The organism is Microbacterium aureliae (genome assembly GCF_054780155.1).
Genome location: NZ_BAAGWW010000001.1, coordinates 734,313 through 760,528, shown reverse-complemented (window position 1 = coordinate 760,528; position 26,216 = coordinate 734,313). Strand labels below are relative to the sequence as shown.

Annotated in this window: 22 protein-coding genes and 1 tRNA gene; 11 read left to right on the top strand and 12 right to left on the bottom strand. The window is 73.0% G+C overall.

What is annotated here, in order from left to right; translation table 11 throughout:
• Nucleotides 1-28: 28 nt before the first annotated feature.
• From ACYVF4_RS03670 to ACYVF4_RS03655, 4 genes are all read right to left on the bottom strand, one after another.
• On the bottom strand, nt 29-1,801 hold the full coding sequence (locus ACYVF4_RS03670) for a carbohydrate-binding domain-containing protein (RefSeq protein WP_460719828.1): 1,773 nt from the start codon (nt 1,799-1,801) through the stop codon (nt 29-31).
• Nucleotides 1,783-2,616 carry a polyphosphate polymerase domain-containing protein gene (locus tag ACYVF4_RS03665; RefSeq protein WP_460719826.1) on the bottom strand — a complete coding sequence of 278 codons (834 nt, stop codon included), beginning with the start codon at nt 2,614-2,616 and terminating at the stop codon, nt 1,783-1,785. Before ACYVF4_RS03665 ends, ACYVF4_RS03670 begins: the two co-directional genes overlap by 19 nt.
• Entirely contained in the window at nt 2,613-3,218 is a 606-nt protein-coding gene (locus ACYVF4_RS03660; protein WP_460719824.1) for a DUF4956 domain-containing protein, read from the bottom strand. The genes ACYVF4_RS03665 and ACYVF4_RS03660 overlap by 4 nt, the downstream gene beginning before the upstream one ends.
• A 105-nt stretch (nt 3,219-3,323) precedes the next feature.
• Entirely contained in the window at nt 3,324-4,175 is an 852-nt protein-coding gene (locus ACYVF4_RS03655; RefSeq protein ID WP_460719822.1) for a LuxR C-terminal-related transcriptional regulator, read from the bottom strand.
• Between the two features lie 130 nt (nt 4,176-4,305).
• On the opposite strand from ACYVF4_RS03655, the gene ACYVF4_RS03650 reads away from it, so the two are divergent.
• Together ACYVF4_RS03650 and ACYVF4_RS03645 are read left to right on the top strand one after the other, a co-directional pair.
• Nucleotides 4,306-4,656 (top strand): DUF485 domain-containing protein, encoded by a 351-nt coding sequence (locus tag ACYVF4_RS03650; protein WP_460719820.1) that lies wholly within the window; start codon nt 4,306-4,308, stop codon nt 4,654-4,656.
• Complete coding sequence (locus ACYVF4_RS03645; RefSeq protein ID WP_460719818.1) at nt 4,653-6,275, top strand: solute symporter family protein; 1,623 nt, start codon at nt 4,653-4,655, stop codon at nt 6,273-6,275. The genes ACYVF4_RS03650 and ACYVF4_RS03645 overlap by 4 nt, the downstream gene beginning before the upstream one ends.
• A gap of 32 nt (nt 6,276-6,307) precedes the next feature.
• Here the strand turns inward: ACYVF4_RS03645 and ACYVF4_RS03640 are convergent, their stop codons facing one another.
• Complete coding sequence (locus ACYVF4_RS03640; protein WP_460719816.1) at nt 6,308-6,865, bottom strand: methylated-DNA--[protein]-cysteine S-methyltransferase; 558 nt, start codon at nt 6,863-6,865, stop codon at nt 6,308-6,310.
• Nucleotides 6,866-7,029: 164 nt separating this feature from the next.
• Between ACYVF4_RS03640 and ACYVF4_RS03635 the strand changes: the two genes are divergently transcribed.
• Entirely contained in the window at nt 7,030-10,761 is a 3,732-nt protein-coding gene (locus tag ACYVF4_RS03635) for an AAA family ATPase (protein ID WP_460720756.1), read from the top strand.
• A 668-nt stretch (nt 10,762-11,429) separates the two neighbouring features.
• Here ACYVF4_RS03635 and mscL read toward each other — a convergent pair.
• From mscL to ACYVF4_RS03620, 3 genes are read right to left on the bottom strand one after another with little or no spacing between them, the layout of a single operon-like run.
• Nucleotides 11,430-11,876, bottom strand: a complete 447-nt coding sequence (gene mscL / locus ACYVF4_RS03630; protein ID WP_460719814.1) for a large conductance mechanosensitive channel protein MscL — start codon at nt 11,874-11,876, stop codon at nt 11,430-11,432.
• A 22-nt stretch (nt 11,877-11,898) separates the two neighbouring features.
• On the bottom strand, nt 11,899-12,201 hold the full coding sequence (locus ACYVF4_RS03625; protein WP_460719812.1) for an FmdB family zinc ribbon protein: 303 nt from the start codon (nt 12,199-12,201) through the stop codon (nt 11,899-11,901).
• 12 nt (nt 12,202-12,213) lie between these two features.
• Nucleotides 12,214-12,810, bottom strand: a complete 597-nt coding sequence (locus ACYVF4_RS03620) for a 5-formyltetrahydrofolate cyclo-ligase (protein WP_460719810.1) — start codon at nt 12,808-12,810, stop codon at nt 12,214-12,216.
• 66 nt (nt 12,811-12,876) lie between these two features.
• Between ACYVF4_RS03620 and galU the strand changes: the two genes are divergently transcribed.
• The 4 genes from galU to ACYVF4_RS03600 all read left to right on the top strand — a co-directional run bounded on the left by galU (nt 12,877) and on the right by ACYVF4_RS03600 (nt 15,548).
• Nucleotides 12,877-13,764, top strand: a complete 888-nt coding sequence (gene galU, locus ACYVF4_RS03615; protein WP_460719808.1) for a UTP--glucose-1-phosphate uridylyltransferase GalU — start codon at nt 12,877-12,879, stop codon at nt 13,762-13,764.
• 23 nt (nt 13,765-13,787) lie between these two features.
• Nucleotides 13,788-14,417, top strand: coding sequence for a GNAT family N-acetyltransferase (locus ACYVF4_RS03610; protein WP_460719806.1), 630 nt, complete (start codon nt 13,788-13,790; stop codon nt 14,415-14,417).
• A 93-nt stretch (nt 14,418-14,510) separates the two neighbouring features.
• Nucleotides 14,511-15,422 (top strand): large exoprotein, encoded by a 912-nt coding sequence (locus ACYVF4_RS03605; protein WP_460719804.1) that lies wholly within the window; start codon nt 14,511-14,513, stop codon nt 15,420-15,422.
• Between the two features lie 53 nt (nt 15,423-15,475).
• Nucleotides 15,476-15,548, top strand: a tRNA-Ala gene (locus tag ACYVF4_RS03600).
• Nucleotides 15,549-15,585: 37 nt separating this feature from the next.
• Here ACYVF4_RS03600 and ACYVF4_RS03595 read toward each other — a convergent pair.
• The 3 genes from ACYVF4_RS03595 to ACYVF4_RS03585 all read right to left on the bottom strand — a co-directional run bounded on the left by ACYVF4_RS03595 (nt 15,586) and on the right by ACYVF4_RS03585 (nt 19,666).
• Nucleotides 15,586-16,341, bottom strand: coding sequence for a ZIP family metal transporter (locus tag ACYVF4_RS03595; RefSeq protein WP_460719801.1), 756 nt, complete (start codon nt 16,339-16,341; stop codon nt 15,586-15,588).
• A 314-nt stretch (nt 16,342-16,655) separates the two neighbouring features.
• A complete protein-coding gene (locus ACYVF4_RS03590; protein ID WP_460719799.1) occupies nt 16,656-17,732 on the bottom strand; it encodes a Glu/Leu/Phe/Val dehydrogenase family protein in 1,077 nt (358 codons plus the stop codon).
• The gene (locus tag ACYVF4_RS03585) at nt 17,729-19,666 is read right to left on the bottom strand and encodes a heavy metal translocating P-type ATPase (RefSeq protein WP_460719797.1); all 1,938 of its coding nucleotides are present in this window, start codon (nt 19,664-19,666) and stop codon (nt 17,729-17,731) included. The genes ACYVF4_RS03590 and ACYVF4_RS03585 overlap by 4 nt, the downstream gene beginning before the upstream one ends.
• A 78-nt stretch (nt 19,667-19,744) precedes the next feature.
• Between ACYVF4_RS03585 and ACYVF4_RS03580 the strand changes: the two genes are divergently transcribed.
• Complete coding sequence (locus tag ACYVF4_RS03580; protein WP_460719795.1) at nt 19,745-20,221, top strand: YbaK/EbsC family protein; 477 nt, start codon at nt 19,745-19,747, stop codon at nt 20,219-20,221.
• A gap of 22 nt (nt 20,222-20,243) precedes the next feature.
• Here the strand turns inward: ACYVF4_RS03580 and ACYVF4_RS03575 are convergent, their stop codons facing one another.
• The gene (locus ACYVF4_RS03575; protein ID WP_460719793.1) at nt 20,244-21,026 is read right to left on the bottom strand and encodes an IclR family transcriptional regulator; all 783 of its coding nucleotides are present in this window, start codon (nt 21,024-21,026) and stop codon (nt 20,244-20,246) included.
• Nucleotides 21,027-21,087: 61 nt separating this feature from the next.
• Here ACYVF4_RS03575 and hutH point away from each other — a divergent pair, with 61 nt between their 5' ends.
• The 3 genes from hutH (at nt 21,088) to hutI (ending at nt 26,056) form a co-directional block, all read left to right on the top strand.
• Entirely contained in the window at nt 21,088-22,665 is a 1,578-nt protein-coding gene (gene hutH, locus ACYVF4_RS03570; protein ID WP_460719791.1) for a histidine ammonia-lyase, read from the top strand.
• A gap of 365 nt (nt 22,666-23,030) precedes the next feature.
• Entirely contained in the window at nt 23,031-24,662 is a 1,632-nt protein-coding gene (gene hutU, locus ACYVF4_RS03565) for a urocanate hydratase (RefSeq protein ID WP_460720754.1), read from the top strand.
• Complete coding sequence (gene hutI, locus ACYVF4_RS03560; RefSeq protein WP_460719790.1) at nt 24,659-26,056, top strand: imidazolonepropionase; 1,398 nt, start codon at nt 24,659-24,661, stop codon at nt 26,054-26,056. Before hutU ends, hutI begins: the two co-directional genes overlap by 4 nt.
• Nucleotides 26,057-26,216: the final 160 nt, after the last annotated feature.

Below are 26,216 nucleotides of genomic sequence, written 5' to 3'. Positions count from 1 at the left end.
AATTTGCGACCGCGCCGGGCCGCAATTGCTATGGTCGGCCGCCGCCGGGCCCGCCCATTCCGCCGCCGCCCATGCTGCCGGCCACCGAATCCGCGGCCGTCACGGTCGCCGACGAACCCCCGGCCACCGACACCGTGTACGACGTGCCGGCGGACAGGGCGGCGTCGCTCACGATGACGTTCGTGAAGGATGCATCGGCGGTGAAGCTCACGACGACCGCGCCGGCAGCATCCGTCACCTCGATCGTGTCGCCGGCCGAACCGGTGACCGCCGCCGTGACGAACGCCTGCGACCCCGACACCGTGCCGGTCGCGCCGCCGGCGACGGCCAGCGTGCCGCCGTCGACGGTGACCGCGCCGTTGGCATCGATCGCGCCCTCGCCGCCGCCCGCAGGGCCTGTCACGGTGACGACGCCGCCCGTGATCGAGATGCTGCCGTTGGAGTCCAGCCCGTCGCCGGCGCCGGTCACCCGCACGGTGCCGCCCGAGATCGCGATCGTCTCGCCGGTGTCTGCCATCCCGCCCCCACCGCCGCCGGGCCCGGTCTGCGCGCCCTCGGTCGACGCGGTGCCGCTCGCGGCATTCATGCCGTCGTCGCTCGCGGTGACGTCGACCTCGCCGCCCGAGATGGCGATGTCCGCCGCCTCGAGCCCCTCGACGGACGACGTGACCGTCACCGATCCGTCGCGGATCTCGAGCACCTGCTCGGCGTGCACGCCGTCGTCGCCGGCATCCACGGTGACGCTCACGCCGCCGACCCCGACGGACCCGTCGGAGTGCACGGCGTCGTCCGCCGCCCTGGCGGTGATCTCGCCGCCGTCCAGCGCGATGACGGCGCCGGCCGTGAGGCCCTTGGCGCCGGCATCCGCGCCGCCCGACGCGCCCGCCGCAACGTCGAGAGTGCCGCCGGTGACGATGATGTCAGTCGCGGCGGCCAGCCCGTCGTCGCCGCTCGTGAGCGACACCGCGCCCCCGGCGACATGGATGAAGCCCTGCGTCGCGTCGGCATCCTGGTCGCTCTTCAGCGCATCGCCACCCGCGTCGACGGTGACGGTGCCCCCGCCGATCGTCAGCGAGTCCTTGCCGCGCAGGCCGTCATCGGCGGCGGTCACCGAGACCTCGCCCGACAGCACCACGAGGTCGTCGGTCGAGGCGATGCCGTCGTTGCCGTTGCCCGACACCGCCAGCGCGCCCGTCCCCGAGATCGTCAGGTCGGCGTCGCTGTAGATCGCGGCGTTCGCGTCGGCGTCGTCGGCGTACGAACCGGCATCCGACACGGTGTTCGAACTGCCGTCGGCCAGCACGATCGCGACGTCGTCGGCGGTCTGCACGGTGATCGCCGGTCGGTCGGATGCCGCGATGTCGGCGTCGTCGAGGATCAGCACGACCTGCGCGTCGTCGGGCGCGGCGACCACGACCTGCCCGTCGAGGGTGCCGCTCAGGCGGAACACGCCGGCGCCGGTGACGGTGACGGTGGAGCCGTCGATGTCGACCGCGTCGGAGTCGCTGGACGCGGACCGGCCGGTCAGCGACACGTCCTCGGCGTCCGCCTCGGACCACTCGTCGTCGTTCACCGTCGTGACGTCGGCGTTCGCGGCGAGCACCGCCTCGGCCTGCAGGTCGGAGTCGACGACGACCGTCGCAGCGGCGCTGCCGGTGGCGGACCCGGTCGTCGAGGTCGTCGACGCGGCGTCGGCGGACTGCGCGGCGCAGCCGGCGAGCACGACGGCGGTCACGGCGAAGGGAACGCCCGCCAGCGCGATGCGGCGGGGCAGGGGTCGGGTCACGCGGCGGCGGAGCATGATGCCTCCTCGGTCAGGGCATGGGTGATGGGGGTGGATGAAGAGTTGTGAAGCTCGCGCCGGTCGGGCGCGAACGGGCCGCGCAGCAGGCGCGCCCAGCGGTTGCGGGGGAGTTCCGGATGCAGGGCTGCAAGGCCCGTGGCGTACTTGCTGACCGTGGCGGGACGGATCCCCGCCCGCCACAGTGCCCGGTCGACGCTCGAGGCGACGGGCCCGGACTTGGTCTCGACGATCGCCAGGTGCGGCAGCGTGAAGCCGCCGGCATCCGGCTCGTCCCACGCCAGATCGGTGTCGACCGTGGCGCGCCCGACGCCGTCGGGGGCGAGCAGCGTCGCGCGGCGGTAGCGGGTGACGAGCGTCGCCCGCAGGTCGTCGGCACGGCGCTCCGGAACGCCGATGGCGCCGAGCGCGCCGGCGACCTCGCGGCGGGCGTCGTCGGTCAGCCGGTCGGCCTGCCCCGGGTCGTAGACGTCGCGCTCCTTGACGGTGGTGCCGCGGGCGCCGCGCGTCTTGATCTCGAGGAACGCCGCCCCGGTGTCGAGGTAGCTGCGGGTGCGCAGCTTGAACCGCCGCCGACGCGGCTGCGCCGCCATGCGGAAGCTCAGCAGGTCCGGCGTGTCGAAGTACACCGACGCGTACGCGAACCGCCGCGCGCCGTCGATCTCGAGCACGCGCGTGCCGGCATCCAGGCTGTCGAGGATCCGCGCGACGCGGCCCCGCTCGACGACGTACTTGCGGTCGACGCGGGTGAGCAGTGCAGCCTCGGCGACGAGGTCGTCGAGGGTCACCGGGTCGAACCGGTCGACGGCGCTCACCGGACACCCCCGACGGGTGCCGTGGCCCGCCGCCCCGCCGGCTGCGCGTCCGCGGCGCCCGCGCGGTAGCGGACGTCGACGAGCGTGGTGTCGTTGACCAGATCGAGGTCCTGCACGGTGAGCGAAGTGACCACGGCCCCCAGGCGCTGTTCGAGCTCGGCGCGCAGCGCGGTCTCGTCGACGATCGCGCGATCGAGCCGCACCGACTGATGGCGGCTGCGGGGGAGCATGCGCGGGTGGTCGGCGATCCACAGGACCGCGAGCACCAGAGCGACCAGCAGCGCGACCGGCCACGGGTCGGCGGTCGGCAGCCCGCAGATGAGGCCGATCGCGAGGGCGGCGAAGTAGTAGGCGACCTCGCGCTGCGAGATCTCGGACGAGCGCAGCCGGATGATCGACAGCACCCCGAAGAGCCCGAGCCCGAGACCGAGGGCGACCTCGGCGATGCCGAGGACCGCCGCGACGGCCATCACCCCGACGTTGACGCCCAGGAAGGCGACGACGAGATCGCGACGGTGATGCCGACGGTAGTAGAGGCCGAGCGCGAGGATCGCGGCGGCGGCGAGATCGATGCCGATCAGCAGAAAGGCGGTGGTGGTCATGAGACGTCTTCCGGTCGATGGTGGAGTCACCATTGGACCGACCGACGCTATGCGCCGCCTATGCCCGCGCCCTGGCTGAGCGAGGAATGTCGACGGGAGGAATCTCTACGGCAGGATGCCGGCGCGACGCGCCTTCGCCACGGCGGCGTGCCGGGTCGAGGCGTCGAGCTTGGCCATCGCCGACTGCAGGTAGCTCTTGACCGTTCCCTCTTTGAGATCGAGGGCGGCGGCGATCTCGGCGTTCGTCGAGCCGAGCGCGGCGCACGCCAGCACGTCGGTCTCGCGGGGCGAGAGCTTGACGTCGAGGTCGATCGCCGGCATCCGCTCTGGCTCTGACAGCGCCGCCAGGCGCCGCTCGAGCTTGGCGATGCGGTCGCGGACGGACGAGTCGGTGACGCTCGAGGCGATCGAGCGCAGCTCGGCGAAGCTCGCCCGCAGCTCCTCTTGCAGGGCGGGGGCGAGCTCGGTCTGCGGGGGAGGGGCGGCGGCCATCCGCCGGCGCACCTCTTCGGCGACGCGCAGCTCGTGGGCGAGCTCGTCGGCGACAGCCATCGCCGGGCGCGCGAGCAGGTCGCTGATGCCCGACTGCGCCCACGACCCGCAGTACAGGACGCCGCGGGGGCGCCCGGCGACCATCACCGGCACGGCGAACAGCGTCGCGATGCCCTCGGACAGCACCTGCCCGTCGTAGTCGTGGGTGATCGAGCGGGACGTGCGGTAGTCCAGCGCGAGCCGCGGCCGCTTCTCGACGTACGCGCGACCGCCGAGGCCGCGGGTCGCGGCGACGACCAGGCCGTCCAGGCTGCGGGTGCGTGCTCCGACGATCGAGGTGACGTGGATGGCGTCCTTCTGGGCGAGACCGCCGAACGCGATGGGGAAGCGGGTGCGACGGGCGAGCTCTGCGACCGCGCGCGCGACGGCACGGTCTTCGTCGCTCTGGCCGGGTCGCGCGTCCACGCACTACCTACTTCCGGGGGTGACGGCATCCTCGCCGCTTTTCGTAGCGTCGACCATACCACCGGGCGCCGGGATGCCGAGCCCCGCTGATACCGCGCGAAGAAGCGCTCCCATGAGGCAAGGAGGCCACATGACCGATCCCCGGATCGACACTGCTCCACCGGGCGACGTCGACTACGTCGCCGTCGAGGAATCGCCCCGCTTCAGCGAATTGAAGCGCCGCCACCGGGGATTCGTCTTCCCGATGGCGATCGGGTTCCTCGTCTGGTACTTCGCCTACGTCCTGCTGTCGTCGTTTGCGCGCGACTTCATGGCCGAGCGGGTGTGGGGTGACATCACCGTGGGCCTGCTGCTGGGCCTCGGCCAGTTCGTCACCACCTTCGCGATCACCATGACCTACGTCTGGTTCGCCAACCGCACGCTCGACCCGATCAGCGAAGAGATCCGCGACGAGCTCGAAGCGCAGGAGGCCCGCGCATGAACGACGTCTTCGGTGCCGTGCACGCCGCCGTCCAGACCGTGGAGAACAACCCCGTCCTCAACATCTCGATCTTCGGCGCGTTCGTCGCGGTGACGCTGTTCATCGTCATCCGCGCCAGCCGCAACAACAAGTCCGCCGCCGACTACTACGCCGCCGGCCGCTCGTTCACCGGACCGCAGAACGGCTTCGCCATCTCGGGCGACTACCTGTCGGCGGCCTCGTTCCTGGGCATCGTCGGCGCGATCGCCATCAACGGCTACGACGGATTCCTCTACTCCATCGGCTTCCTCGTCGCGTGGCTCGTCGCCCTGCTGCTGGTGGCCGAGCTCATGCGCAACACCGGCAAGTTCACGATGGCCGACGTGCTGGCCTTCCGCCTGAAGGAGCGGCCGGTCCGCATGGCCGCGGCCATCACGACGCTGGCGGTGTGCTTCTTCTATCTGCTGGCGCAGATGGCGGGCGCCGGCGGCCTGGTGTCGCTGCTGCTGGGCATCACCGAGCAGATCGGGCAGTCCATCGTCGTCGCCGTCGTCGGCGTCCTGATGATCGTCTATGTGCTGATCGGCGGCATGAAGGGCACCACGTGGGTGCAGATCGTCAAGGCCTTCCTGCTCATCGGCGGCGCGCTGGCGATGACCATCTGGGTGCTCGCCCTGCACGGCTTCAGCCTGAACGGCCTGCTCGAGTCGGCCGTCGCCGCCTCGGTCACCGACCCGCAGGACGCAATCCTCGGTCCGGGCCTGCAGTACGGCGCGAACCCGCTGGACTTCATCTCGCTCGCCATCGCCCTTGTGCTCGGCACCGCGGGCCTGCCGCACGTGCTGATGCGCTTCTACACCGTCCCGACCGCCAAAGAGGCGCGTCGCTCGGTGGTGTGGGCGATCTGGCTGATCGGGCTGTTCTACCTGCTGACCCTGGTGCTCGGCTACGGCGCTGCGGCGCTCGTGGGCTCCGAGACGATCAAGGCCGCGCCCGGCGGCGTCAACTCCGCCGCGCCGCTGCTGGCCCTCGCCCTCGGCGGACCGGTGCTCCTCGGCTTCATCTCGGCGGTCGCGTTCGCGACGATCCTCGCGGTCGTCGCCGGCCTCACCATCACGGCCGCGGCGTCGTTCGCCCACGACATCTACGCCAACGTCGTGAAGAAGGGCAACGTCCCGCCGGACGGCGAGGTCAAGGTCGCCCGCCGCACGGTGATCGTCATCGGCATCCTCGCGATCCTCGGCGGCATCGGCGTGCAGGGGCAGAACGTGGCGTTCCTCGTCGCGCTCGCCTTCGCCGTCGCCGCGTCGGCGAACCTGCCGACGATCATCTACTCGCTGTTCTGGCGCCGGTTCACCACGCGCGGCGCGGTGTGGAGCATGTACGGCGGGCTTGCCGCAGCCGTCATCCTCATCCTGCTGTCGCCGGTCTTCTGGGGGACGCCCACCAGCGTCTTCAAGGACACCGGGGCCGCGATCTGGCCGCTCAGCAACCCCGGCATCGTCTCGATCCCGCTCGGGTTCTTCCTGGGCTGGCTCGGATCGGTGGTCTCGCGAAAGCAGGAGGACCGCCGCAAGGCGGCCGAGATGGAGGTCCGCTCGCTCACCGGCTACGGCGCCGAGAAGGCGACGCACCACTAGAGCCGACGGCAGTCAGGGCGCCGCGCGGGGGTTCAGTCCTCCGCGCGGCGCTCTCGGTCTGCATCCGTGCCGCGCGCGGCGAGCACCCGGCGCTCGAGGTCGACGAGAAAGCGCTTGATGTCGCTGCGGCCGCCGTACTCGCCGATCGAGCCGTCGGCGCGGACGACCCGGTGCACCGGGATGACGACCGAGAACGGCGTCGTGCGGCATGCCGTCCCCACTGCGCGCGCCGCGCGGGGGACGCCCGCCATGACGGCGACCTCGCCGTACGCGGCGGTCTCGCCGTACGGGATGTCGCGCACCGCCTCGAGCGCCGCCCGCGTGAACCCGCGGACCCGGTCGAGATCCAGCGGCAGGTCGAACTGCATCCGCTCGCCGTCGAAGTACTCGTCCAGTTCGTCCGCGGCGCGCTCCGCGAGCGGGTCGTCGTCGGCCGGCACCAGCGGATGCCCGAGCCACGCGCCGAGCGCGGCGACCTCGGCGTCGACGTCCGTGACGGGATGCAGCGACACCAGGCGACCGGCATCCGTCACGATCAGGATGTCGCCGACGGGCGAGGGGTGGACGAGGAAGCGGGCCGGAGCGGTCATGCGACTATCCTGGCGCCCCTTCGCGCCCGGCGGTCGCGGGGTCGCGGGCTGTGGAGAACAGGGCGCGGGTCGGGGCCCGGGGAGGAACGGCTGATCATCCGGCGTGTCGGCAATACCGCGAAACTCGGGGAGCTTGCAGGGTTGCGTCAACCCGCCCGCATACCCTGTGTGACGTGTGGCGAGCAGAAGGCAACGTCGTGTCCGACGCAGAGGGCGTCGTCGACGTGACGCCGGGTGATCTGGGGCTGGCAGAGCCCGGCACGGTCGTCACCCACGTCGCCGAACCCGAACGCGACCGGCTGCGGCTGCAGACCGCGGCGCTCGGCGGCCGGTCGACGCTTCTTCATTTCTCGGACACCCACGACGCAGCCATCGAGATCACCAACGCCCACCCCGGCAGCCTGCCGCAGTTCATCACCGGCCGCTCGACGCTGCTGTCCAACCTCTTCCGCGACGAGGTCGCGCTGCGCAACGCCCGGCTGGCCGCGGAGCGCATCACGGCCAAGAACGTCGAGATGCGCACGGCCCGGGGCCTGGAGCCCGTGCACCTGGCCGTCGGACTCGCCTCGTGGCAGGTCGGCGGCATCCGGTGCACCGCACCCGTGCTGCTGCGGCCCCTCGCGATCCGGCGGCACCACGCCGACTTCGAGCTGAAGCTGCAGGGGCGCGCGTTCATCGTGAACCCCGAACTCGTCCGCGCCCTGCGCACCCACCTCGGCATCGACCTCGACGCCGCCGGCCTCGCAGCCCTCGCCTACGAGGGCGGGGTGTTCAAGCCGCAGCCGGTCATCGACCGCCTGCGCGCCCTCACCGCCGGCGTCGAGACCTACTCGGTGCAGCCGCGCCTGCTGGTGTCGAGCTTCACCGACGTCGGGGCGACGATGGCGCGGGATGCCGCGAACCTCGACCACCCCGTGCTGAACGCCCTCGCCGGGCACCACGACGACCGCGAGGCCTTCACGATCCGCCGCGCGCCCGCCCCCGCCCTCAGCCCCGACGAGCGCCCGCCCGCCGCCGACACGCTGCTGCTGGACGCCGACGCCGAGCAGGAGCGCGTGCTCGCCCGCATCGCCGCCGGCCAGTCGCTGCTCGTCCACACCCTGCCGGGAACCGGCGGCACCCAGACGATCATCAACGCCGTCGGGCAGCTCGTCCGCGACGGCAAGCGCGTGCTCGTCGTCAGCACCCGCCGCTCCACCCTCGAGGGCGTGCGCCACCGCCTGGCCGGCATCGGCCTGCCGGGCCTTGCCGTCTCGCCGCGCCACGTGCAGCGCGACCTCATCCGCGCGATCGGCCGCAACGAGAAGGCCGAGACGCCGAAGGTCGCCGAGGTCGACGACGCGCTCGTCAGGCTGCGGAACGTGCTGCGCGACTACCGCGGCGCCGTCACCGTGCCCCACGAGCGGCTCGGGGTGTCGGTGCTCGAGATCCTGCGCTCGCTGTCGCAGCTGACCACCGCGCCGCAGCCGCCGCAGACCGCCGCCCGCTTCGACGTCCGCACCCTCGAGCGCCTCGCCGGCGTCCGCGGGCAGGCGGCCGAGAAGCTGCGCACCGCGGCGCGACTGGGGGAGTTCCGCTTCGGGCCCGACGACTCGCCCTGGTACGGCGTGTCGTTCTCGACCACCGAGGACGCCCGCCGCGCCCACGCCCTCGCCGGCAAGCTGCACCGCGCCGACGTGCCGACGCTGCTCGAGCGCGGGTACGAGCTCATCGCGCAGACGCGCATGCGCCCCTTCCACACCATCCACGAGCTGAGCGAATACGTCACCCTGCTGCAGGGCATCCGGGATTCGCTCGACCGCTTCAGCATCACCGTGTTCGAGCGGCCCCTCGGCGAGCTCATCCAGGCGCACGGGCCCCGGCGCGACTCCGCGAGCATGTCCGGCGCGAACCGCCGCCGGCTGCGACGCCTGTCGAAGGAGTACGTCCGCCCCGGCGTCCACATCTCGGACATGCACGAGGCCCTGCTGCGCGTGCAGCACCAGCGCACCGAATGGCAGCGCTACGTCGACGCCGGCGTCGCCCCCGAACTGCCGCTGGGCCTCGCGGACGTGCAGGTCGCGTGCCATCGCGTCGAGTCGGAGCTCGCGGACCTGGATGCCGTCCTCGGCCGCACCGGCGCCGACAAGCTCGCGACGCTCCCCGTCGCCCAGCTCGTCCGCACCCTCGCAGGGCTTGCCGCCGACTCCGCCGTCTTCGAGAACCTGCGCGAGCGCGCGGCGCTTCGTACCGATCTCGCCGCGCTCGGCCTGGAACCGCTCCTGGCCGAACTCTCGATCCGCCACGTCCCCGAGGACGCCGTGGCCGGCGAACTCGAGTTCGCGTGGTGGCAGTCCGCGCTCGAGCACCTGCTGCGCGCCGACCGTGCCCTGCTCGGGGCCAACACCTCGGTGGTCGACCGCCTCGAGCGCGACTTCCGTCTGGTGGACGAGGCGCATGCCGCGGCATCCGGCCCCCTTCTGGCCGCCCAGCTGGCCAAGCAGTGGCGGATCGGCATCGTCGACCACGAGCACGAGGCCCAGGCGCTGCGGACCGCACTGAAAGAGGGCGTCGACGACGCCGGCCAGATCGCCGCCGTCGCCCCGACCCTGCTGCGCACTCTCGCGCCGGTGTGGCTGGCCTCGCCGTACGACGTGCCGCTGATCCCCGACTCGCCGCTGTTCGACGTCGTGATCCTCGCGGATGCCGCGGCGGTCTGCCTCGCCGAAGTCCTGCCGACGCTGCGCCGTGCGCGCCAGGTCGTCGGGTTCGGCGACCCCGTGACGCAGAAGCCGACGCCGTTCCGCGTCGCCGCGGGCGTGCCCGCGCCCGCCGACGAGGACGACGAGGTGCCCTACGACGCGGTCAGCGTCTTCGAGCGGCTCGCCGAGCTGCTGCCCGTCGAGACCCTCACCCGCAGCTACCGCGCCGGGGGAGAGGACCTCGCCGAGCTCGTCAACGACGCCTTCTACGGCGGCGAGCTCGTGTCGCTGCCGTGGGCCGGGTCGTACCTGGGGCGCGGCAGCCTGAGCGTCGACTACGTCGAGGGCGGAACCGGCGTGCCCGACCCCGTCAGCGGCGCCGTCGAGAGCCCCGACGCCGAGGTGCAGCGCGTGGTGACCCTGGTGGTCGAGCACGCGATCAACCGCGGCACCGAGTCGCTGATGGTCGTGACCGCCAGCGCCAAGCACGCCCACCGCATCCGCGCCGCCGTCGAAGCCGCGTTCGCCGGCCGCTCGGACGTCGCCGACTTCGTCTCGCGCGACACCGCCGAGCCCTTCGCCGTGCTGACCCTCGAGGAGTCGGTCGCCGAAAGCCGCGACCGCGTCATCTTCGCCCTCGGCTTCGGCCTCACCCGCCACGGCCGCGTGCTGAGCGACTTCGGCGACCTGTCCACGCCCGACGGCGAGCGGCTGCTGACCGTCGGCATGACCCGCGCGCGCCGGTCGATGGTGATCGTGTCCTCGATCCGGCCGTCCGCCTTCGACGACGGGCGCCTCGAGCACGGCGCGGCGACCCTGATGTCGATCCTCGGCAGCATCGCCGCCCGCGCGCGCGAGGCCCGCCTCGAAGACCTCGCCGACCCGCTGACCCTCGCCCTCGCCCGGGAGCTCCGCCGCCGCGGCGTCGCCGTCGACGTGCACTACCGGGGACTCCTGCCGCTCGTCGCGCAGTACGGCGGAAAGGCCGTCGTCGTCGAGAGCGACCCCGAGACGATCGGCGAGTCGCTGCGCGAATCCCTGCGCCTGCGCCCGCAGATCCTGCGGCGCCTGGGCTGGCACTACGTGCGCGTGCACTCCTTCGACCTGTACAGCGACCCCGGCGCCGTCGCGGCCCGCATCGCCGGACTGCTCGGCGTGCCCCCCGAGGCCGGCCTCGAGGACGGCGAGACGCAGCCCATCGATGTCGTCGAGTGAGGGTGGGGCTTCGGGGTCTTCTGGGGTTGCGGAGCCTTCGGGGTCCGGTGGCCGGCAGCGGATCGAGCGAGTCGCCGGCTCACGCCGCGCTCGGCTGACGCCCGCGCCCGGGACGACGCCCGAACCCGTGCCCGCCGACACGGCGCGGGACGCGGACGCCGGGCCACCGGCATCCGGCGATTCTGGGCCGAACGACGCGCGCCTGCGCCGCGACGTCCCCCCGCACTGGTGAGGTGACGGCGTCGGGGTGTACGTCGCGCGCGTCGCCGGCGTCGCCGGCGTCGCCGTGCGTCGCGCGCTCTGCTCTACTTGCACGGATCACGTGATGTGCACGAGATCACCCGTCGTTTCCGGTACATAGCGGGTGATCTCGTATGGATCACGTGATCTGGTACGAGAAAAGCGACGGATGCCGGGAGTCAGGGGCTCCTGCGTCGTCGACGCTCCAGCATCCACTCGAGGCGCGCGCTCGTCCCCGACGCGACCGGATCACGTGATGTGCACGAGATCACCCGTCGTTTCCGGTACCTAGCGGGTGATCTCGTACGGATCACGTGATCTGGCACCAGAAGAAGGCGACGGATGCTGGGCGCACGGGCCAGCGTGACGCCCGGCGCGCCGGCGCGCAGGCCCGGCGCGCCGCCGGCCGGGGTCAGCCGCGCCCGGCGTCAGACGCGGGGGGTGCCGGGCAGCGGGCCGGGGGCGCCGCCCTGGGCCTGGAGGGCGTCGCGGATCTGGATCAGCAGCTCCTGCTCGGTCGGCAGCGGCGGCTCGTCGGCGGCCTTGTCGACACCGGCCTTCGCCTCGGCGCGCGCCTTGAACCGGTTCATCGGGAACACGAAGACGAAGTACACGATCGCGGCGACGGCGAGGAACTGGATCACCGCGCCCAGGATCGACCCGATGAGGATGTTCGAGGTCGCACCGGTCAGCGTCGGGATCGAGATGACCCAGTTCGACAGGTCGCCGACCTGGAAGATCGCGCCGATCAGCGGATTGATGAGGCCCTCGACCAGTGCGTTCACGATCGCCGTGAACGCCGCGCCGATGACCACCGCGACCGCGAGGTCGATGACGTTGCCGCGAAGGATGAACTCCTTGAAACCCTGGATCATGGCGAGCTGCTCCCCTGCCGGCTCAGGCCGGCGTCTTCGTCGTGGACGTCGAGGACGAACTGCCCCCGCCCGCCGATCCTGCCGTAGACGACGACAATCCGCCAGAGTCCTTCGAACTCGAACCCGCGTCCTTCGCCCCGCCGCCGGTCGTCCGCGAGTCGGTGCGGTAGAACCCGGAGCCGTTGAAGGTCACGCCGATCGAGCCGTACTCCTTGCGCAGCGGACCCTGGCATTCCGGGCACTCGGTGAGCGCGGGCTCGGCGAAGGACTGCACGGCGTCGAAGCGGTGGCCGCACTGCTTGCAGGCGTAGGCGTAGGTGGGCATTCGGGGTCTCTTTCAGTGCGCGGCGGGCGCGAGGGTGAGGGTTCGGGTGGGGGTCACGACGCCGGTGACGGGCTGGTCGTGCACATCACGGGGGACGGCGTCGATCAGCTCGTCGTCGAACACGACCGCGTACACCGGCGGGCAATGCTCCATCGAGCCGAGCGTCTTGTCGAAGTAGCCACGCCCCCAGCCCAGCCGCATCCCGTCGTGCGAGACGGCCGCGGCGGGGATGATCAGCAGGTCCACGTCGTCCAGTGCGATCGGCCCGAGCACCTCGCCGACCGGCTCCGGCACGCCGAAGAGCCCCTCGGTGACGTCCAGGTCGGGACCGGCGACGGTCCAGTCCAATAGCCCGTCGGCACGCGTGATCGGCAAGAGAACCCGGATGCCGCGGGCCACGGCATCCGTCACGAACTGCCGTGTGCCGGGCTCGGTCGGCGTCGACAGGAAGCACGAGATCGAACGGGCGCCGAGGCGCTCCACGAGCGCGTCGAGCTGATGACGGATGCCGTCGGCCGCGGCATCGCGGGCGGCTTCGCCGAGCCGCTGCCGGCGCTCGCGCAGCTCCGCGCGCAAAGCGCGCTTGGCATCGGCGATCGCGTCGGACATGCCCCGATTCTAGGCGGGACGGCGATGGTCACCGTCCTGTCGGGTGGCCTCAGTAGACTTCCGCCTATGCCTCACAAGCCCTTCAAGGCCGTCATCCCCGCCGCGGGACTCGGCACCCGATTCCTGCCCGCGACCAAGGCCATGCCCAAAGAGATGCTGCCGGTCGTGGACAAGCCCGCCATCCAGTACGTGGTCGAAGAGGCGACGGCCGCCGGCATCGAGGACGTCCTGATCATCATCGGGCGCAACAAGAACAACCTGTCGAACCACTTCGACTCGGTGCCCGAGCTGGAGTCGAACCTGCGCAAGAAGGGCGATGACGACAAGCTCGCCAAGGTGCAGCGCTCGAGCGACCTCGCCGACATCCACTTCGTGCGCCAGGGCGAGCCGAAGGGCCTCGGGCACGCGGTGCTGCGCGCCCGCGCCCACGTCGGCGATCACCCGTTCGCGGTGCTGCTCGGCGACGACCTGATCGACGAGCGCGACCCGCTGCTGACGACGATGCTGTCGGAGTACGACAAGCGCGGCGCCACCGTCATCGCCCTGATGGAGGTCGACCCCGACCACATCCACCTCTACGGCGTCGCCACCGTCGAGCCCACCGACACCGAGGACGTCGTCAAGGTCACCGGCCTCGTCGAGAAGCCGTCGCGCGAGGACGCCCCCTCGAACCTCGCCATCATCGGCCGCTACGTGCTCGACCCGTCGGTGTTCGAGATCCTCGAGCGCACCGAGCCCGGCAAGGGCGGCGAGATCCAGCTGACCGACGCGCTCGAAGAGATGGCGTCCGACCCCGAGGGACCCGGCGTCTACGGCGTCGTCTTCCGCGGACGCCGCTACGACACCGGCGATAGGGTGGACTACATCAAGGCCATCGTGCAGCTCGCGGCCGACCGTGAAGACCTCGGTCCCGACCTGCGTCCCTGGTTCAAGGAATTCGCGGCGAAGCTCTGAGCCGCCCGTTCAAGGGGGTCGACGTGGATCTGAGCATTCCGCGTCGCCACGGGGCGATCGCCATCCGGCTCGTGCGTCAGCGCGACGCGCGCCAGCTGCAGCACGAGCTGCTGACCAACCGCGGCTGGCTGCGCCCGTGGGAGGCCACGAGCCCCGACGGCGCGGTGTCGTTCGACATGAGGCTCGGCATCCGCCGGCTGCTGCAGCAGTACCGCGACGGCGCCGGCGTCCCCTTCGTCATGGAGTACGACGGCGAGGTCGCCGGGCAGCTCAACGTGTGGGGGATCGCGCGCGGGTCCCTCGCGTCGGCGACCATCGGCTACTGGGTGAGCGAGCGGTTCGCCGGGCGCGGCATCACCCCGACGTCGGTGGCGCTGGCCACGGACGTGTGCTTCCAGGAGCTGCGGCTGCACCGCATGGAGATCTGCATCCGTCCCGAGAATCAGGCGAGCCTGCGCGTGGTCGAGAAGCTGGGCTTCCGCTACGAGGGGCTGCGGCGCCGCTTCATCCACATCGACGGGGACTGGCGCGACCACTACGCCTTCGCGCTGACCACCGAAGAGGTGCCGGACGGGGTGCTGCAGCGGTGGGTGTCGGGTCAGGTGCCGCGGGGCGCCGCCACCGTGCCGCCGGCCGACCGGCTGCCGGCGTAGGCCCGCGCGACATACCCGCTGTTTCGGATTCCGTGGGCGCGACACGCCTGCGGTTGCCGGGTCGCGACATGAGCGTCCCCTACCGTGGACCGCATGGGTGAGCAGGTACTGGGCGGGGGAGTGATCGTGCTCGTCGCGACGCTGCTGTGGCTGGTGTACCTGCTGCCGTCCATCAACAGCCGCCGCCAGTTCGACGCCGCCGAGCGCAACGCCGTCCGGCTGAACCAGGCCCTGCGCGTCCTCGCCGAGACGAGCGAGGCGCCCGCCGAGGTCCGCCTCGAGCTGAACGCCCGCACCGCCTACGCCCAGCAGCGATTGGCCCGTCAGGCCACCGCCGAACGCGAAGCCGCCGCCCTCGAGCAGGCCCGCATCGACCTCGAGACCGCACGCCTCGAGCGCGCGGCCGCACGCGCGCGGCCCGAAGCCCGCCGCGCCCGCGCCCGCCGGCGCACGCGCCTCGTGCTGTCGGTCGTCGGGCTCGCGAGCGTCGTCGTCGCCGCATGGGGCGGCTGGCTCGTCGTCGCCACCGGCTCGCAGGCCGTGCTCTGGTCGGGGGTCGCCGTCGCGGTCGTCGCCGGCCTGGGCCTGCGCCAGATGGCCGCCGTCGGCGCGCGCGAAGCCGCCCGCATCCGGGTCGCCGGCCGGCAGGCCGCCGCCGCGCCCGTCGCGACCGACGTGCAGGACGTCGCCCTCGAGACCCCGGCCCGCGGCTGGCAGCCCCGCGAGCTGCCGCGCCCGCTCACGGCATCCGCCGGCTCTCGTGCAGCCGCCGTGCTCGACGCCTCCGCAGCCCACGAGGCGCTGCGGCAGGCCGCCTTCGACGAGGCGATGCGCCAGCGCGCCGAGGAGCAGCGCCCGCCGTCGATCGACGTCGCGCGCACCGCGCGGGTCGCCGCCACGTCGGCATCGCCGTCGTCGGAATTCGCGCGCATGGGCTACGTCGACGACGCCGAGATCGAGGACCACGTCCGGCGCCTGCTGGCCCGCCGCGCAGCCGGCCAGTGACCCGCCCGTGATCGGGGCGGCCGCCGGGCCGTGATAGTGTTGCTGAGGTTCACGGGCCTGTGGCGCAGTTGGTAGCGCGCTTCGTTCGCAATGAAGAGGTCAGGGGTTCGAATCCCCTCAGGTCCACGAAAATCGGCGCCCCTTGTGGGCGCCGTTTCTCGTTTCAGCCCTGCAGCTGGTGCAGGACGAACGCGCCGAGGAACCCCATCGTCGCCCAGAGCCCGGTCATGCCGTGCTCGCGCTCGAACGCCTCGGGGATCATCGTGTTCGCGACCATGGCCAGCAGACCGCCGGCGGCGACCGTCATGATGACCGCGACGAGCTCTGCCGGTGCGGTCTGCAGCGCGAGGTAGCCGACGACGGCCGCGACGACCGTCACCACCGCGATGCCCGACCACAGCAGGAAGACCGTGCGCGCCCGCGTGCCGCCGCGCTTGAGCTCGGCGGTCGAGCCGAGGCCCTCGGGGATGTTGCTGATCGCGACGGCGGCGACGATCGGCAGGCTGAGCCCGCCCTGCAGCACCGAGAGTCCCATGACGATGGATTCCGGGATGCCGTCGATCAGGGCACCCAGGGCGATCGCCAGTCCGGAGCCTCCGGCAAGGCCGCCGGCGCCGCGCCGCGCGACGATGTTCGCGGGCGCCTTCGTCTGCCGGTGCGGGCGCGAGACCAGCCGGTCGGCGACGACGTACAGCACGGCTCCGCCGAGGAACCCCGACACCGTCGGCACGAGCCCCCCGTCTGACGCCGCCTCTTCGACGAGCTCGAACGCGAGCGTCGCGATAAGCACGCCCGCGCCGACGGCCATGATCGCCGCGACGACCTTCCGCGGGATCGTCACGAACCACGCCACCGCCGCTCCGCCCAGCAGCGACCCTCCGGCGATCAGGCCGCTCAGCGCGGCCAGCCACAGCCCCATGTCCGCACTCTAGAGTCTGCGGCCCGCTGATCCCGAGTTCGACGCCGGTCGGAACTCCACGCGGGGCGAGCTCGACAGGCGCCCAGGACTCCACGGGGTGCGAGCCGGGTGCGAGCTCGACGGCGGTCAGAACTCCACCGATCCGGGCCCGCAGGGGCGGGGCGGATGCCGCACGCCGCGGCATTGCGGGCGTTGCCGGCGTGTGCGGGGTCGCGCCGTCGGGATCGGTGGAGTTCTGCACGCGGAAGCCGCGGGAGGGAAGGCGAGGGCGGCCGGATCCCGGCGCCCCGCCGGCGGCCCGGCGCGCGGCCGGCTCAGCCGGCGAGTGCGGGGCGGCGGCCGCCGCTGGTGAGGCGCTCGGCGGCCAGGCGCTCCGCCGCGGCGAGCGGCGTGACCCCGGCGGCTTCGGCCTCGTCGAAGATGCGGCGGACGGTGGCGCCGATGCCGGCGACGCGGTCCATGATCTCGGCGCGGGTGCCCATCTTCTTCGCCTCCAGGTCGAGGTAGATGACACCGCCCGCGTTCACGACGAAGTCGGGGGCGTACAGGATGCCGCGCGCGGCCAGCCGGTCGGCGCCGCTGTGGTCTGCCAGCGGGTTGTTCGCCGGGCCGCACACCGCGCGGGCGGCGAGTGCGTCGATGACCTCGTCGTCGAGCACGCCGCCGATGCCGGCGGGGACGAAGACGTCGGCGGGGACCAGGTGCTCGGTGCCCGGCTCCACCCACGTCGCGCCGAGCTCCTCGGCGAGGCGTCGCTTGGCGGGGTTGACGTCGGTGACGGTGAGCTTCGCGCCCTCGGCGGCCAGGCGCACTGCGAGGCGGCTGCCGACCTGCCCGAGACCCGACACGGTGATCCGGCGGTCGCGGGGGTCGGCGGCATCCGTCACCCGCTCGAGGGTCGCCCGCAGCGACTCGTACACTCCCAGGCTCGTGGGGCCCGCGGGCTCACCCGAGCCGCCGACGGCGTCGGGCAGTCCCACGACGTGCTCGGTGCGCTCGCTGACGACGAGCATGTCCTCGGTGGTCGAGCCGACATCCTCGGCGGTGCGGTACAGGCCGTGCAGCGACTCCACGGCGTCGCCGAGGTCGAGGAAGGCGGCGCGGCGGCGCTCGGCGTCGAGCTCTTCGCCCGCGGGCCGGGCGATGACGGACTTGCCGCCGCCGGCATCCAGTCCCGCCGCGGCGTTCTTGAGCGTCATCGCCGCCGACAGGCGCAGCGCGTCGCCGAGGGCGTCGCTCCAGTGCGGGTAGGTCCACAGGCGGGCACCGCCCAGGGCGGAGCCGAGAACCGAGGAGTGCAGCGCGACGGCGATGAACAGACCGCTCCGCCGTCCCGTGATCACCTCCACGCGTTCGTGGGCGAAATCGGGCAGGGGCAGGGTGTGCGTCATCGCGTTCTTCCTTCGAGCGGCCTTGTGGGCACTGCGCTGCGGATGCCGCGGCTTTGCGGCATCCGTGACCATTGTGCCCCAGTGGGACCGCGGAGCGCGCGAAGGGCGTAGAGGATCGCGGCGAGGTCGACCAGCTCCTGCGTGAGCGCACCCGCCACGGCCGGGATGTAGCCGGCGGCGGCGACGAGCATGAGGCCGAGACTCAGGCCGATGCCGATCCAGATCGCCGTGAACGCCACCGACAGGGTGTGCCGGCTGATCGCGATCGCCTCGACGAGCGGGGTGAGGGAGTCCTGCAGCACCACGGCGTCGGCGGCGTCGCCGGCGGCGGTCGCACCCTTCGCGCCCATCGCCACCCCGATGTCGGCGGCGGCGAGCACCGGGGCGTCGTTGACGCCGTCGCCCACCATCAGCACCGGGCCCGGCTGGAAGCTGCCCGCCAGCTGCACCTTCTCGGGCGGCAGCAGCTCGGCGTGCACCTCGTCGATGCCGATCTCGGCGGCGATGGACCGCGCGGTGGGTGCCGCGTCACCGGTCAGCATCGCCACGCGCTCGACGCCGTGGGTGCGCAGCCACGCGACGACCTCGGCCGCCTCGGGGCGCGGGTCGTCGGCGAGGACCAGCGTGCCGGCGAACCGGCCGTCGACGGCGACGTACGCGGCGGCCTGCCCGGACTCGAGGGACTCGGTCGGGGTGGCGGAATCGATCGCGGCGACGTACGCGGGCTTGCCGACGACGACCGTGCGGCCGTCGATGAGGGCGGTGACGCCGTTGGTGGCGACCTCGCGCGCCTCGGCGGCGGGGCGCAGCACGATGCCGCGATCCAGCGCGGCGCGACGGATGCCGTCGGCCAGCACGTGGCTGGAGTACTGCTCGGCAGACGCCGCCAGCGTCAGCAGCTCGCGGGCCTCCACGCCCGCCGCCGGCCGGACGTCGACGAGGTCGGGGCGTCCCTCGGTGAGCGTGCCCGTCTTGTCGAACGCCGCGGACCGCGCCCGCGCCAGCTGCTCGATGACCGCGCCGCCCTTGACGATGACACCCGCCTTCGCCGTTCGCGACAGTCCGCCGAGGAACGCCACGGGCGCGGCGATCAGCAGCGGACAGGGGGTGGCGAGCACGAGCACCTCGGCGAAGCGGGCCGGGTCGCCCGAGAGGCCCCACGCCGCGCCGGCGATCACGAGAGAGACCGCCGTGAACGGGATCGCGAACCGGTCGGCGAGGCGCACCACCGGCGCCTGGGAGTCCTGCGCCTGGCGCACGAGCGCCACGAGCTGCTGGTACTGGCTGTCGCCGCTGCGCCGCAGCGCGCGGATCCGCACCGCCCGCGACCCGTTGATCGCGCCCGAGAGCACCTCGTCGTCCGCCGCATGCGAGACCGGCATGCTCTCGCCCGTCAGCGACGACTCGTCGAAGGACGCCCGCTCATCCAGCAGGACGCCGTCGACCGGCACGATCTCGGACGGCCTCACCAGCAGCACATCGCCCACCTCGACGTCGTCGACCGGGATGTCGGTGACGGTGCCGTCGCTGCGGCCGGGGCCGACGGCATCCGCTCTGTGGAGCACATGCGCGGTGCGCGGCGAGCGGTCGAGCAGCGCCGTGAGCTCGCGCTTCGCCCGGCGGCCGGCCGCGGATTCCAGCGCCTGGCCGCCGCTGAGCATCAGGACGATGATGAGCGCGGCGACGTACTCGCCGACCGCGAGGGTGGCCGCCATCGCGACGACGGCGAGGATGTCGAGCCCCACGTGCCCGCGCAGCACATCGCGGACCATGCCGACGAGCACCCACACGATGAACACCGAGACATACGCCGTGGACACCCAGCGCGCGGTCGACGGCATGCCGGCCAGGCTCAGGGCGATCACGACGATGCCGACGAGGGCGGTGGTGACGATCGCGGGGTAGCGGGTGACGGTGCGGCGGGTCCTGCTCACCGCTCGAGCCTGGCGCGGCGATGCGGTGATCGCCACGGCCATTGGTCCCGTCGTGCGAGGCGCTTCTATCCTGGGGGCGTGACCTCGCACCTGCCTTCCCGAAGCCGTGCCGTCCACGACAGCCTGCGCGCCGTCGGCATCACCGGCGACATCGTCGTGCTGCCCGACGCCGCCGCGACCGCCGCGCTCGCCGCAGCGGCGCTCGGCGTCGAGGTCGGTGCGATCGCCAACAGCCTGGTGTTCGTCTCGGACGACGAGCCGCTGCTGGTGATGACCAGCGGCGCGCACCGCGTCGACACCGCCGCGCTCGCCGCGCGGCTCGGACGCGGACCGATCCGGCGTGCGAGCGCCGACGAGGTGCGGCAGGCGACGGGGCAGGCGATCGGCGGCGTCGCCCCTACCGGGCATCCGGCCCCGCTCACCACCGTCGTCGACGCCGACCTCGCGGGCTACGACGAGATCTGGGCCGCAGGCGGCACGCCGCACACGGTATTTCCGCTGACCTTCGACGAGCTCGTGCGGCTGACCGGCGGACGGGTCGAGAAGGTCGACTGAGGGGACGGCCTGCGCCGCCCGGTCAGCGGCGGCCGATGCGGTGGGCCAGAGTCTCGGCGGCCTCGTGGACGGCGGGCAGCAGATCCTCGGGCTGACGGGGTGCGTCCTCGGGCCACGTGACCGCGATCGCCGCCGCCGGCCAGCCCGCGTGATCGGTCACCGCGACCCCGATCGAGCGGAGTCCGAGGCTCACCTCGCCATCCTCGAGCGCATAGCCGCGCGCCCGCGCCTGGCGCAGCACGTCGCGCAGCTCGCCGGGCCTGCGAGGACCCCGGCCGGTGCGGTCGGCGAAGGCCGCGGCATCCGGATACTGCGCCCGCACCTGCTCGCGGGGCATTGCCGCCAGCATCGCGCGGCCCGTCGCCGTCAGGTGCGCGGGCAGGCGCACGCCGACGTCGCTGACGAGGGCCGGGCGCCGCGGTGCGCGCTCCTCGACGATGTAGAGCACGTCGCGGCCGGTGAGGACGGCCAGGTGCGCGCTCTCGCCGGTGCGGTCGGCGAGCGCCGCGATGAGCGGGCGGCCGAGGCGGGCGAGGGGCTCCTGCCGGGCGTAGCCGCCCGCCAGCTCGAACGCCGCGTGGCCGAGACCCCACCGCCGCTCGGCGGGCACGTGCACGACGAAGCCGTGGTCGGACAGCGCGCCGAGCAGGTGGTACACGCTCGATCGGGGGATGCCGAGGCTCGCCGCGATCGTCCCCGCCGCCACCGGACCCCGTTGCCGCGCGAGGAACGACAGGATGCGCAGCGTCTGGTCCGCCGCCGGCACCTGCGGGCGGGGATCCTCTGAAGCCCGTTTGTCTGTCATCCCAGACACAGGATGCCATGCCGCCCTGTCGCGCGGAACCCGCCGGGTGTGGGATCGGAACATGACGATCGCCCCACCCCGCGCCGACACCGTCGTCGTCGGCGCAGCACCCCTCCGGCCCGACGACGTGGTAGCCGTCGCGCGCCACGACGCCCGGATCCAGGTGGACGCGGCGGCACTCGAGCGCGTCGCCCGCACGCGCGCGCTCGTCGAGGACCTCGCCGAGGACCCGCAGCCCCACTACGGCATCTCGACCGGCTTCGGCGCGCTCGCCACCACCTTCATCGCCCCCGACCGCCGCCGGCAGCTGCAGGCGAGCCTCATCCGCTCGCACGCCGCCGGGACCGGCCAGCCGGTCGAGCGCGAGGTCGTCCGCGCGCTGCAGTTGCTGCGCCTGCAGACCCTTGCGACCGGGCGCACGGGCGTCCGGCCCGTCGTCGTCGAGACCTACGCCGCCATGCTGAACGCCGGCATCACCCCGCTCGTGCGCGAATACGGTTCACTCGGATGCTCCGGTGACCTCGCCCCGCTCTCGCACGTCGCGCTGGCCGCCATGGGCGAAGGGCGGGTCGTGGATGCCCACGGCGCCGAGACCGATGCCGCCGCGGCACTCGAGGCCGCCGGCATCCGCCCGCTCGTTCTGGAAGAGAAGGAAGGCCTCGCCCTCATCAACGGCACCGACGGCATGCTCGGGATGCTGGTGCTGGCGCTTCATGATCTGACGATCCTGCTCGACACCGCCGACATCGCCGCGGCCATGTCGATCGAGTCCCAGCTGGGCACCGACGCGGTGTTCGCCGAGGACCTCATGCGCCTGCGGCCGCAGGTCGGCCAGGGGCGATCGGCGGCGAACCTGCGGGTGCTGCTCGCGGCATCCGACATCGTCGCCAGCCATCGCGACCCCGCCGTCTGCACCCGCGTCCAGGACGCCTATTCGCTGCGGTGTGCGCCCCAGGTGCACGGCGCCGCCCGCGACACCCTCGACCACGCCGCGACCATCGCCGGACGCGAGCTCGCCGCCGCCGTCGACAACCCGGTCATCACCCCGGACGGGCGCGTGGAATCGAACGGCAACTTCCACGGGGCGCCCGTGGCGTACGTGCTGGACTTCCTCGCGATCGCCGTCGCCGACGTCGCCTCGATCGCCGAGCGCCGCACCGACCGGGCCCTCGACGTCGCCCGCAGCCACGGCCTGCCGCCGTTCCTCGCGCACGAGGCCGGCGTGGACTCGGGGCTCATGATCGCGCAGTACGCGGCCGCCGGGATCGTGTCGGAGCTGAAACGGCTCGCGGTGCCGGCATCCGTCGATTCGATCCCGTCCAGCGCCATGCAGGAGGACCACGTGTCGATGGGATGGGCGGCCGCGCGCAAGCTGCGGCGCGCCGTCGATGGGCTGGCCCGCGTGCTCGCGATCGAGGTGCTGACCGCGTCCCGCGCGCTGGACCTGCGGGCGCCGCTTCGCCCGGGACCGGCGACCGGCGCCGTGCGCGCCGCCGTCGGACGCGCGGGCGACGCCGGCCACGACCGGTTCGTCTCGCCCGACATCGAGGCGGTCACCGAGCTCGTCCTCTCGGGCGCGCTGGTCGAGGCCGCAGGAGTTTTCGGCGGCGACGCCGCACACGAAGGAGGACAGCAGTGACCGTTGACGTGATGACCGGGGACGCTTCGTCTCGCTCCGCTCGCTCAGCGACCGGGGGATCGGACGCGGCGGACGCTTCGTCTCGCTCCGCTCGCTCAGCGACCGGGGGATCGGACGCGGCGGACGCTTCGTCTCGCTCCGCTCGCTCAGCGACCGGGGTTTCGGACGCGGCGGACGCTTCGTCTCGCTTCGCTCGCTCAGCGACCGGGGGAGGGGCGGAGGCTTCGTCTCGCTCCGCTCGCTCAGCGACCGGGGGAGAGGCGGACGCTTCGTCTCGCTCCGCTCGCTCAGCGACCGGGGGATCGGACGCGGCCCAGGTTTCGGACGCTGAGCGAGGAGCGCAGCGACGAGACGAAGCGCGCGACATCCGGGCGCCGCGGGGCGCGGAGCGCACGGCGAAGAGCTGGGGCGCCGAGGCCGCCAAGCGCATGCTCATGAACAACCTCGACCCTGAGGTCGCCGAGCATCCCGAAGACCTCGTCGTCTACGGCGGAACCGGCCGCGCGGCCCGGTCGTGGCAGGCCTACGACGCGATCATCCGCACGCTCGACGAGCTCGAACCCGACGAGACGCTGCTCGTGCAGTCCGGAAAGCCCGTCGGCGTCTTCCGCACGCACGAGTGGGCGCCGCGGGTCCTCATCGCCAACTCCAACCTGGTGGGCGACTGGGCGACGTGGCCCGAGTTCCGCCGGCTCGAGCACCTGGGCCTGACGATGTACGGGCAGATGACGGCCGGGTCGTGGATCTACATCGGCACGCAGGGCATCCTGCAGGGGACGTACGAGACCTTCGCGGCGGTCGCCCGCAGCCTCGGCCGGGACGACCTCGCCGGCACCCTCACCCTCACCGCCGGCTGCGGCGGCATGGGCGGCGCGCAGCCGCTCGCCGTCACCCTGAACGGCGGAGCGGTGCTCATCGTCGACGTCGACGAGTCGCGCCTTCGCCGCCGCGTCGAGCACGGGTACCTCGACGAGTACTCCGCCGACCTGGACACCGCGGTCGCCCGCGTGATCGCGGCCCGGTCGGCCGGCGAGGCGCGGTCGGTCGGGGTGGTGGGCAACGCCGCCGAGGTCTTCCCGGAGCTTCTTCGCCGCGGCATCCCGATCGATATCGTCACCGACCAGACGAGCGCACATGATCCGCTGGCGTACCTGCCCATCGGGGTCGCGTTCGAGGAGTGGAAGGATGCCGCGGCCGCCGACCCCGAGGGGTTCACGCAGCGCGCGCGGGCGTCGATGGCGGCGCACGTCGCGGCGATGGTGGGGTTCCAGGATGCCGGGGCCGAGGTCTTCGACTACGGCAACTCGCTGCGGGCCGAGGCGAAGCTCGGCGGGTGCGAGCGGGCGTTCGAGTTCCCCGGGTTCGTGCCGGCGTACATCCGGCCGCAGTTCGCCGAGGGCCGCGGGCCGTTCCGGTGGGTGGCGCTGTCGGGCGACCCCGAGGACATCCGCAAGACGGATGCGGCGGTGAAGGCGCTCTTCCCCGACAACGCCGGGCTCGTGCGGTGGCTCGACAAGGCCGGCGACGCCGTGCACTTCGAGGGGCTGCCGGCGCGCATCTGCTGGCTCGGCTACCAGGAGCGCCACCTCGCGGGCCTGAAGTTCAACGAGATGGTGGCCTCGGGCGAACTGTCCGGCCCCATCGTGATCGGCCGCGACCACCTCGACGCGGGATCCGTCGCCTCGCCGTACCGTGAGACCGAGGCGATGGCCGACGGCTCGGACGCGATCGCCGACTGGCCGCTGCTGAACGCGCTGCTGAACACCGCCTCGGGTGCCTCATGGGTGTCGATCCACCACGGCGGCGGCGTCGGCATCGGCCGCTCGATCCACGCCGGGCAGGTCACCGTCGCAGACGGCACGGCGCTGGCGGCCGATAAGCTCGCGCGCGTGCTCGTCAACGACCCCGGAACCGGCGTCATGCGACACGTGGATGCCGGGTACGAACGTGCCCGCGAGGTCGCGCGCGAGCGCGGGCTGAAGGTGCCGATGCTGTGACCGACCGACCGCTGCTGATCACCGACATCGGCGAGCTGACCACGAACATCCCCGCCGCGGGCGACCCCTGCGGGACGCTCCGCGACGCCGCCGTGCTCATCGTCGGCGGCCGCATCGCGTGGGTCGGTCCGTCGTCGGCGGGCCTGCACGCGGCGCGTGGTGGCGGGGGTGCGCGCGCCGGGTCGGGCCGCATCCCGCCGGTGGACGCGGGCGCCGTCGCCGGCACCGCGGCCGCAGGCCCCACCTCCGACCGCGAGACTGCATCTCCGCGACGAGACGGTGGTGCAGGACCGCGGTCTCGGGACAGAGATGCAGTCTCGCGGGTGGGTGGCGAGGGTGAGGGCGGCGAGGGTCGCGACGACGAGTGGCGGATGCCGGACGTGCGGGTCGTGAGCGTCGGGGGCGCCGCCGTCGTCCCCGGGTTCGTCGACAGCCACACCCACCTCGTCTTCGGGGGTGACCGGGCCGACGAGTTCGAGGCGCGGATGAGCGGCACCCCCTATGCCGCCGGCGGCATACGGCGGACGGTCGCCGCGACCCGCGCCGCCTCGACCGATGCCCTGCGCGAGCGGCTCGCCGGCTTCGCCGCCGAACTGCGGGCTCAGGGCACGACGACGTTCGAGGTGAAGACCGGGTACGGCCTCACGGTCGCCGACGAGCAGCGCGCCGCCGCGCTCGCGGCCGAGGTGACGGACGAGGTGACGTTCCTCGGCGCGCACGTCGTGCCGGACGAGTTCGCCGGGGATCCGGACGCCTACGTCGACCTCGTGTGCGGGCCGATGCTGGACGCGTGCGCGCCGCACTCCCGCTGGATCGACGTGTTCTGCGAGCGCGGAGCGTTCACCCCCGCGCAGTCCCGCCGCGTCCTGGAAGCGGGGATCGCCCGCGGCCTGCTGCCGCGCGTGCACGGCAACCAGCTCGGACCCGGCGAGGGCGTGCGGCTCGCGGTCGCGCTGGGCGCGGCATCCGTCGACCACTGCACCTACCTCGACGACGCCGACGTCGCCGCGCTGGCGGCATCCGACACGGTTGCCACGCTGCTGCCGGGCGTGGAGTTCAGCACACGGCAGCCGTACCCCGACGCGCGAAGGCTGGTGGATGCCGGTGTGACCGTCGCGCTCGCCAGCGACTGCAACCCGGGGTCGAGCTTCACCAGCTCGATGCCGTTCGTCATCGCCCTGGCCGTCCGCGAGATGGGACTGACCCCCGCCGAGGCGGTCTGGGCGGCCACCGCGGGCGGCGCCCGCGCGCTGCGCCGCGACGACGTCGGCGTCATCGCCCCCGGCAGGCGCGCCGACCTGGTGGTGCTGCGGGCTCCGAGCCGCGTGCACCTGGCCTACCGGCCCGGCGTCCCGCTCGTCGACCGGGTCTTCGCCGCCGGCGTCGAGGCCTGACGCGGGGCCGGTCTCGCCGCGCGTCTCGCCGCGCGTCTCGCCGCGCGGGCGTTCAGGACTCCACGGATCCGGCGGCCGCGGCGCCCCGCCTGGCCCGAGAAGCCCGGAAATCCAGGGGCGCCGCCGGCGGCACCGCCCGGATCCGTGGAGTTCTGCACGG

Excerpts from the sequence above, each read along its gene's own strand:
- ACYVF4_RS03670 (WP_460719828.1), bottom strand. The coding sequence starts at position 1,801 with ATGCTCCGCCGCCGCGTGACCCGACCCCTGCCCCGCCGCATCGCGCTG.
- ACYVF4_RS03660 (WP_460719824.1), bottom strand. The coding sequence starts at position 3,218 with ATGACCACCACCGCCTTTCTGCTGATCGGCATCGATCTCGCCGCCGCC.
- ACYVF4_RS03650 (WP_460719820.1), top strand. The coding sequence starts at position 4,306 with ATGACCGATCCCCGGATCGACACTGCTCCACCGGGCGACGTCGACTAC.
- ACYVF4_RS03645 (WP_460719818.1), top strand. The coding sequence starts at position 4,653 with ATGAACGACGTCTTCGGTGCCGTGCACGCCGCCGTCCAGACCGTGGAG.
- ACYVF4_RS03640 (WP_460719816.1), bottom strand. The coding sequence starts at position 6,865 with ATGACCGCTCCGGCCCGCTTCCTCGTCCACCCCTCGCCCGTCGGCGAC.
- mscL (WP_460719814.1), bottom strand. The coding sequence starts at position 11,876 with ATGATCCAGGGTTTCAAGGAGTTCATCCTTCGCGGCAACGTCATCGAC.
- ACYVF4_RS03625 (WP_460719812.1), bottom strand. The coding sequence starts at position 12,201 with ATGCCCACCTACGCCTACGCCTGCAAGCAGTGCGGCCACCGCTTCGAC.
- ACYVF4_RS03620 (WP_460719810.1), bottom strand. The coding sequence starts at position 12,810 with ATGTCCGACGCGATCGCCGATGCCAAGCGCGCTTTGCGCGCGGAGCTG.
- galU (WP_460719808.1), top strand. The coding sequence starts at position 12,877 with ATGCCTCACAAGCCCTTCAAGGCCGTCATCCCCGCCGCGGGACTCGGC.
- ACYVF4_RS03605 (WP_460719804.1), top strand. The coding sequence starts at position 14,511 with ATGGGTGAGCAGGTACTGGGCGGGGGAGTGATCGTGCTCGTCGCGACG.
- ACYVF4_RS03595 (WP_460719801.1), bottom strand. The coding sequence starts at position 16,341 with ATGGGGCTGTGGCTGGCCGCGCTGAGCGGCCTGATCGCCGGAGGGTCG.
- ACYVF4_RS03590 (WP_460719799.1), bottom strand. The coding sequence starts at position 17,732 with ATGACGCACACCCTGCCCCTGCCCGATTTCGCCCACGAACGCGTGGAG.
- ACYVF4_RS03575 (WP_460719793.1), bottom strand. The coding sequence starts at position 21,026 with ATGACAGACAAACGGGCTTCAGAGGATCCCCGCCCGCAGGTGCCGGCG.
- hutH (WP_460719791.1), top strand. The coding sequence starts at position 21,088 with ATGACGATCGCCCCACCCCGCGCCGACACCGTCGTCGTCGGCGCAGCA.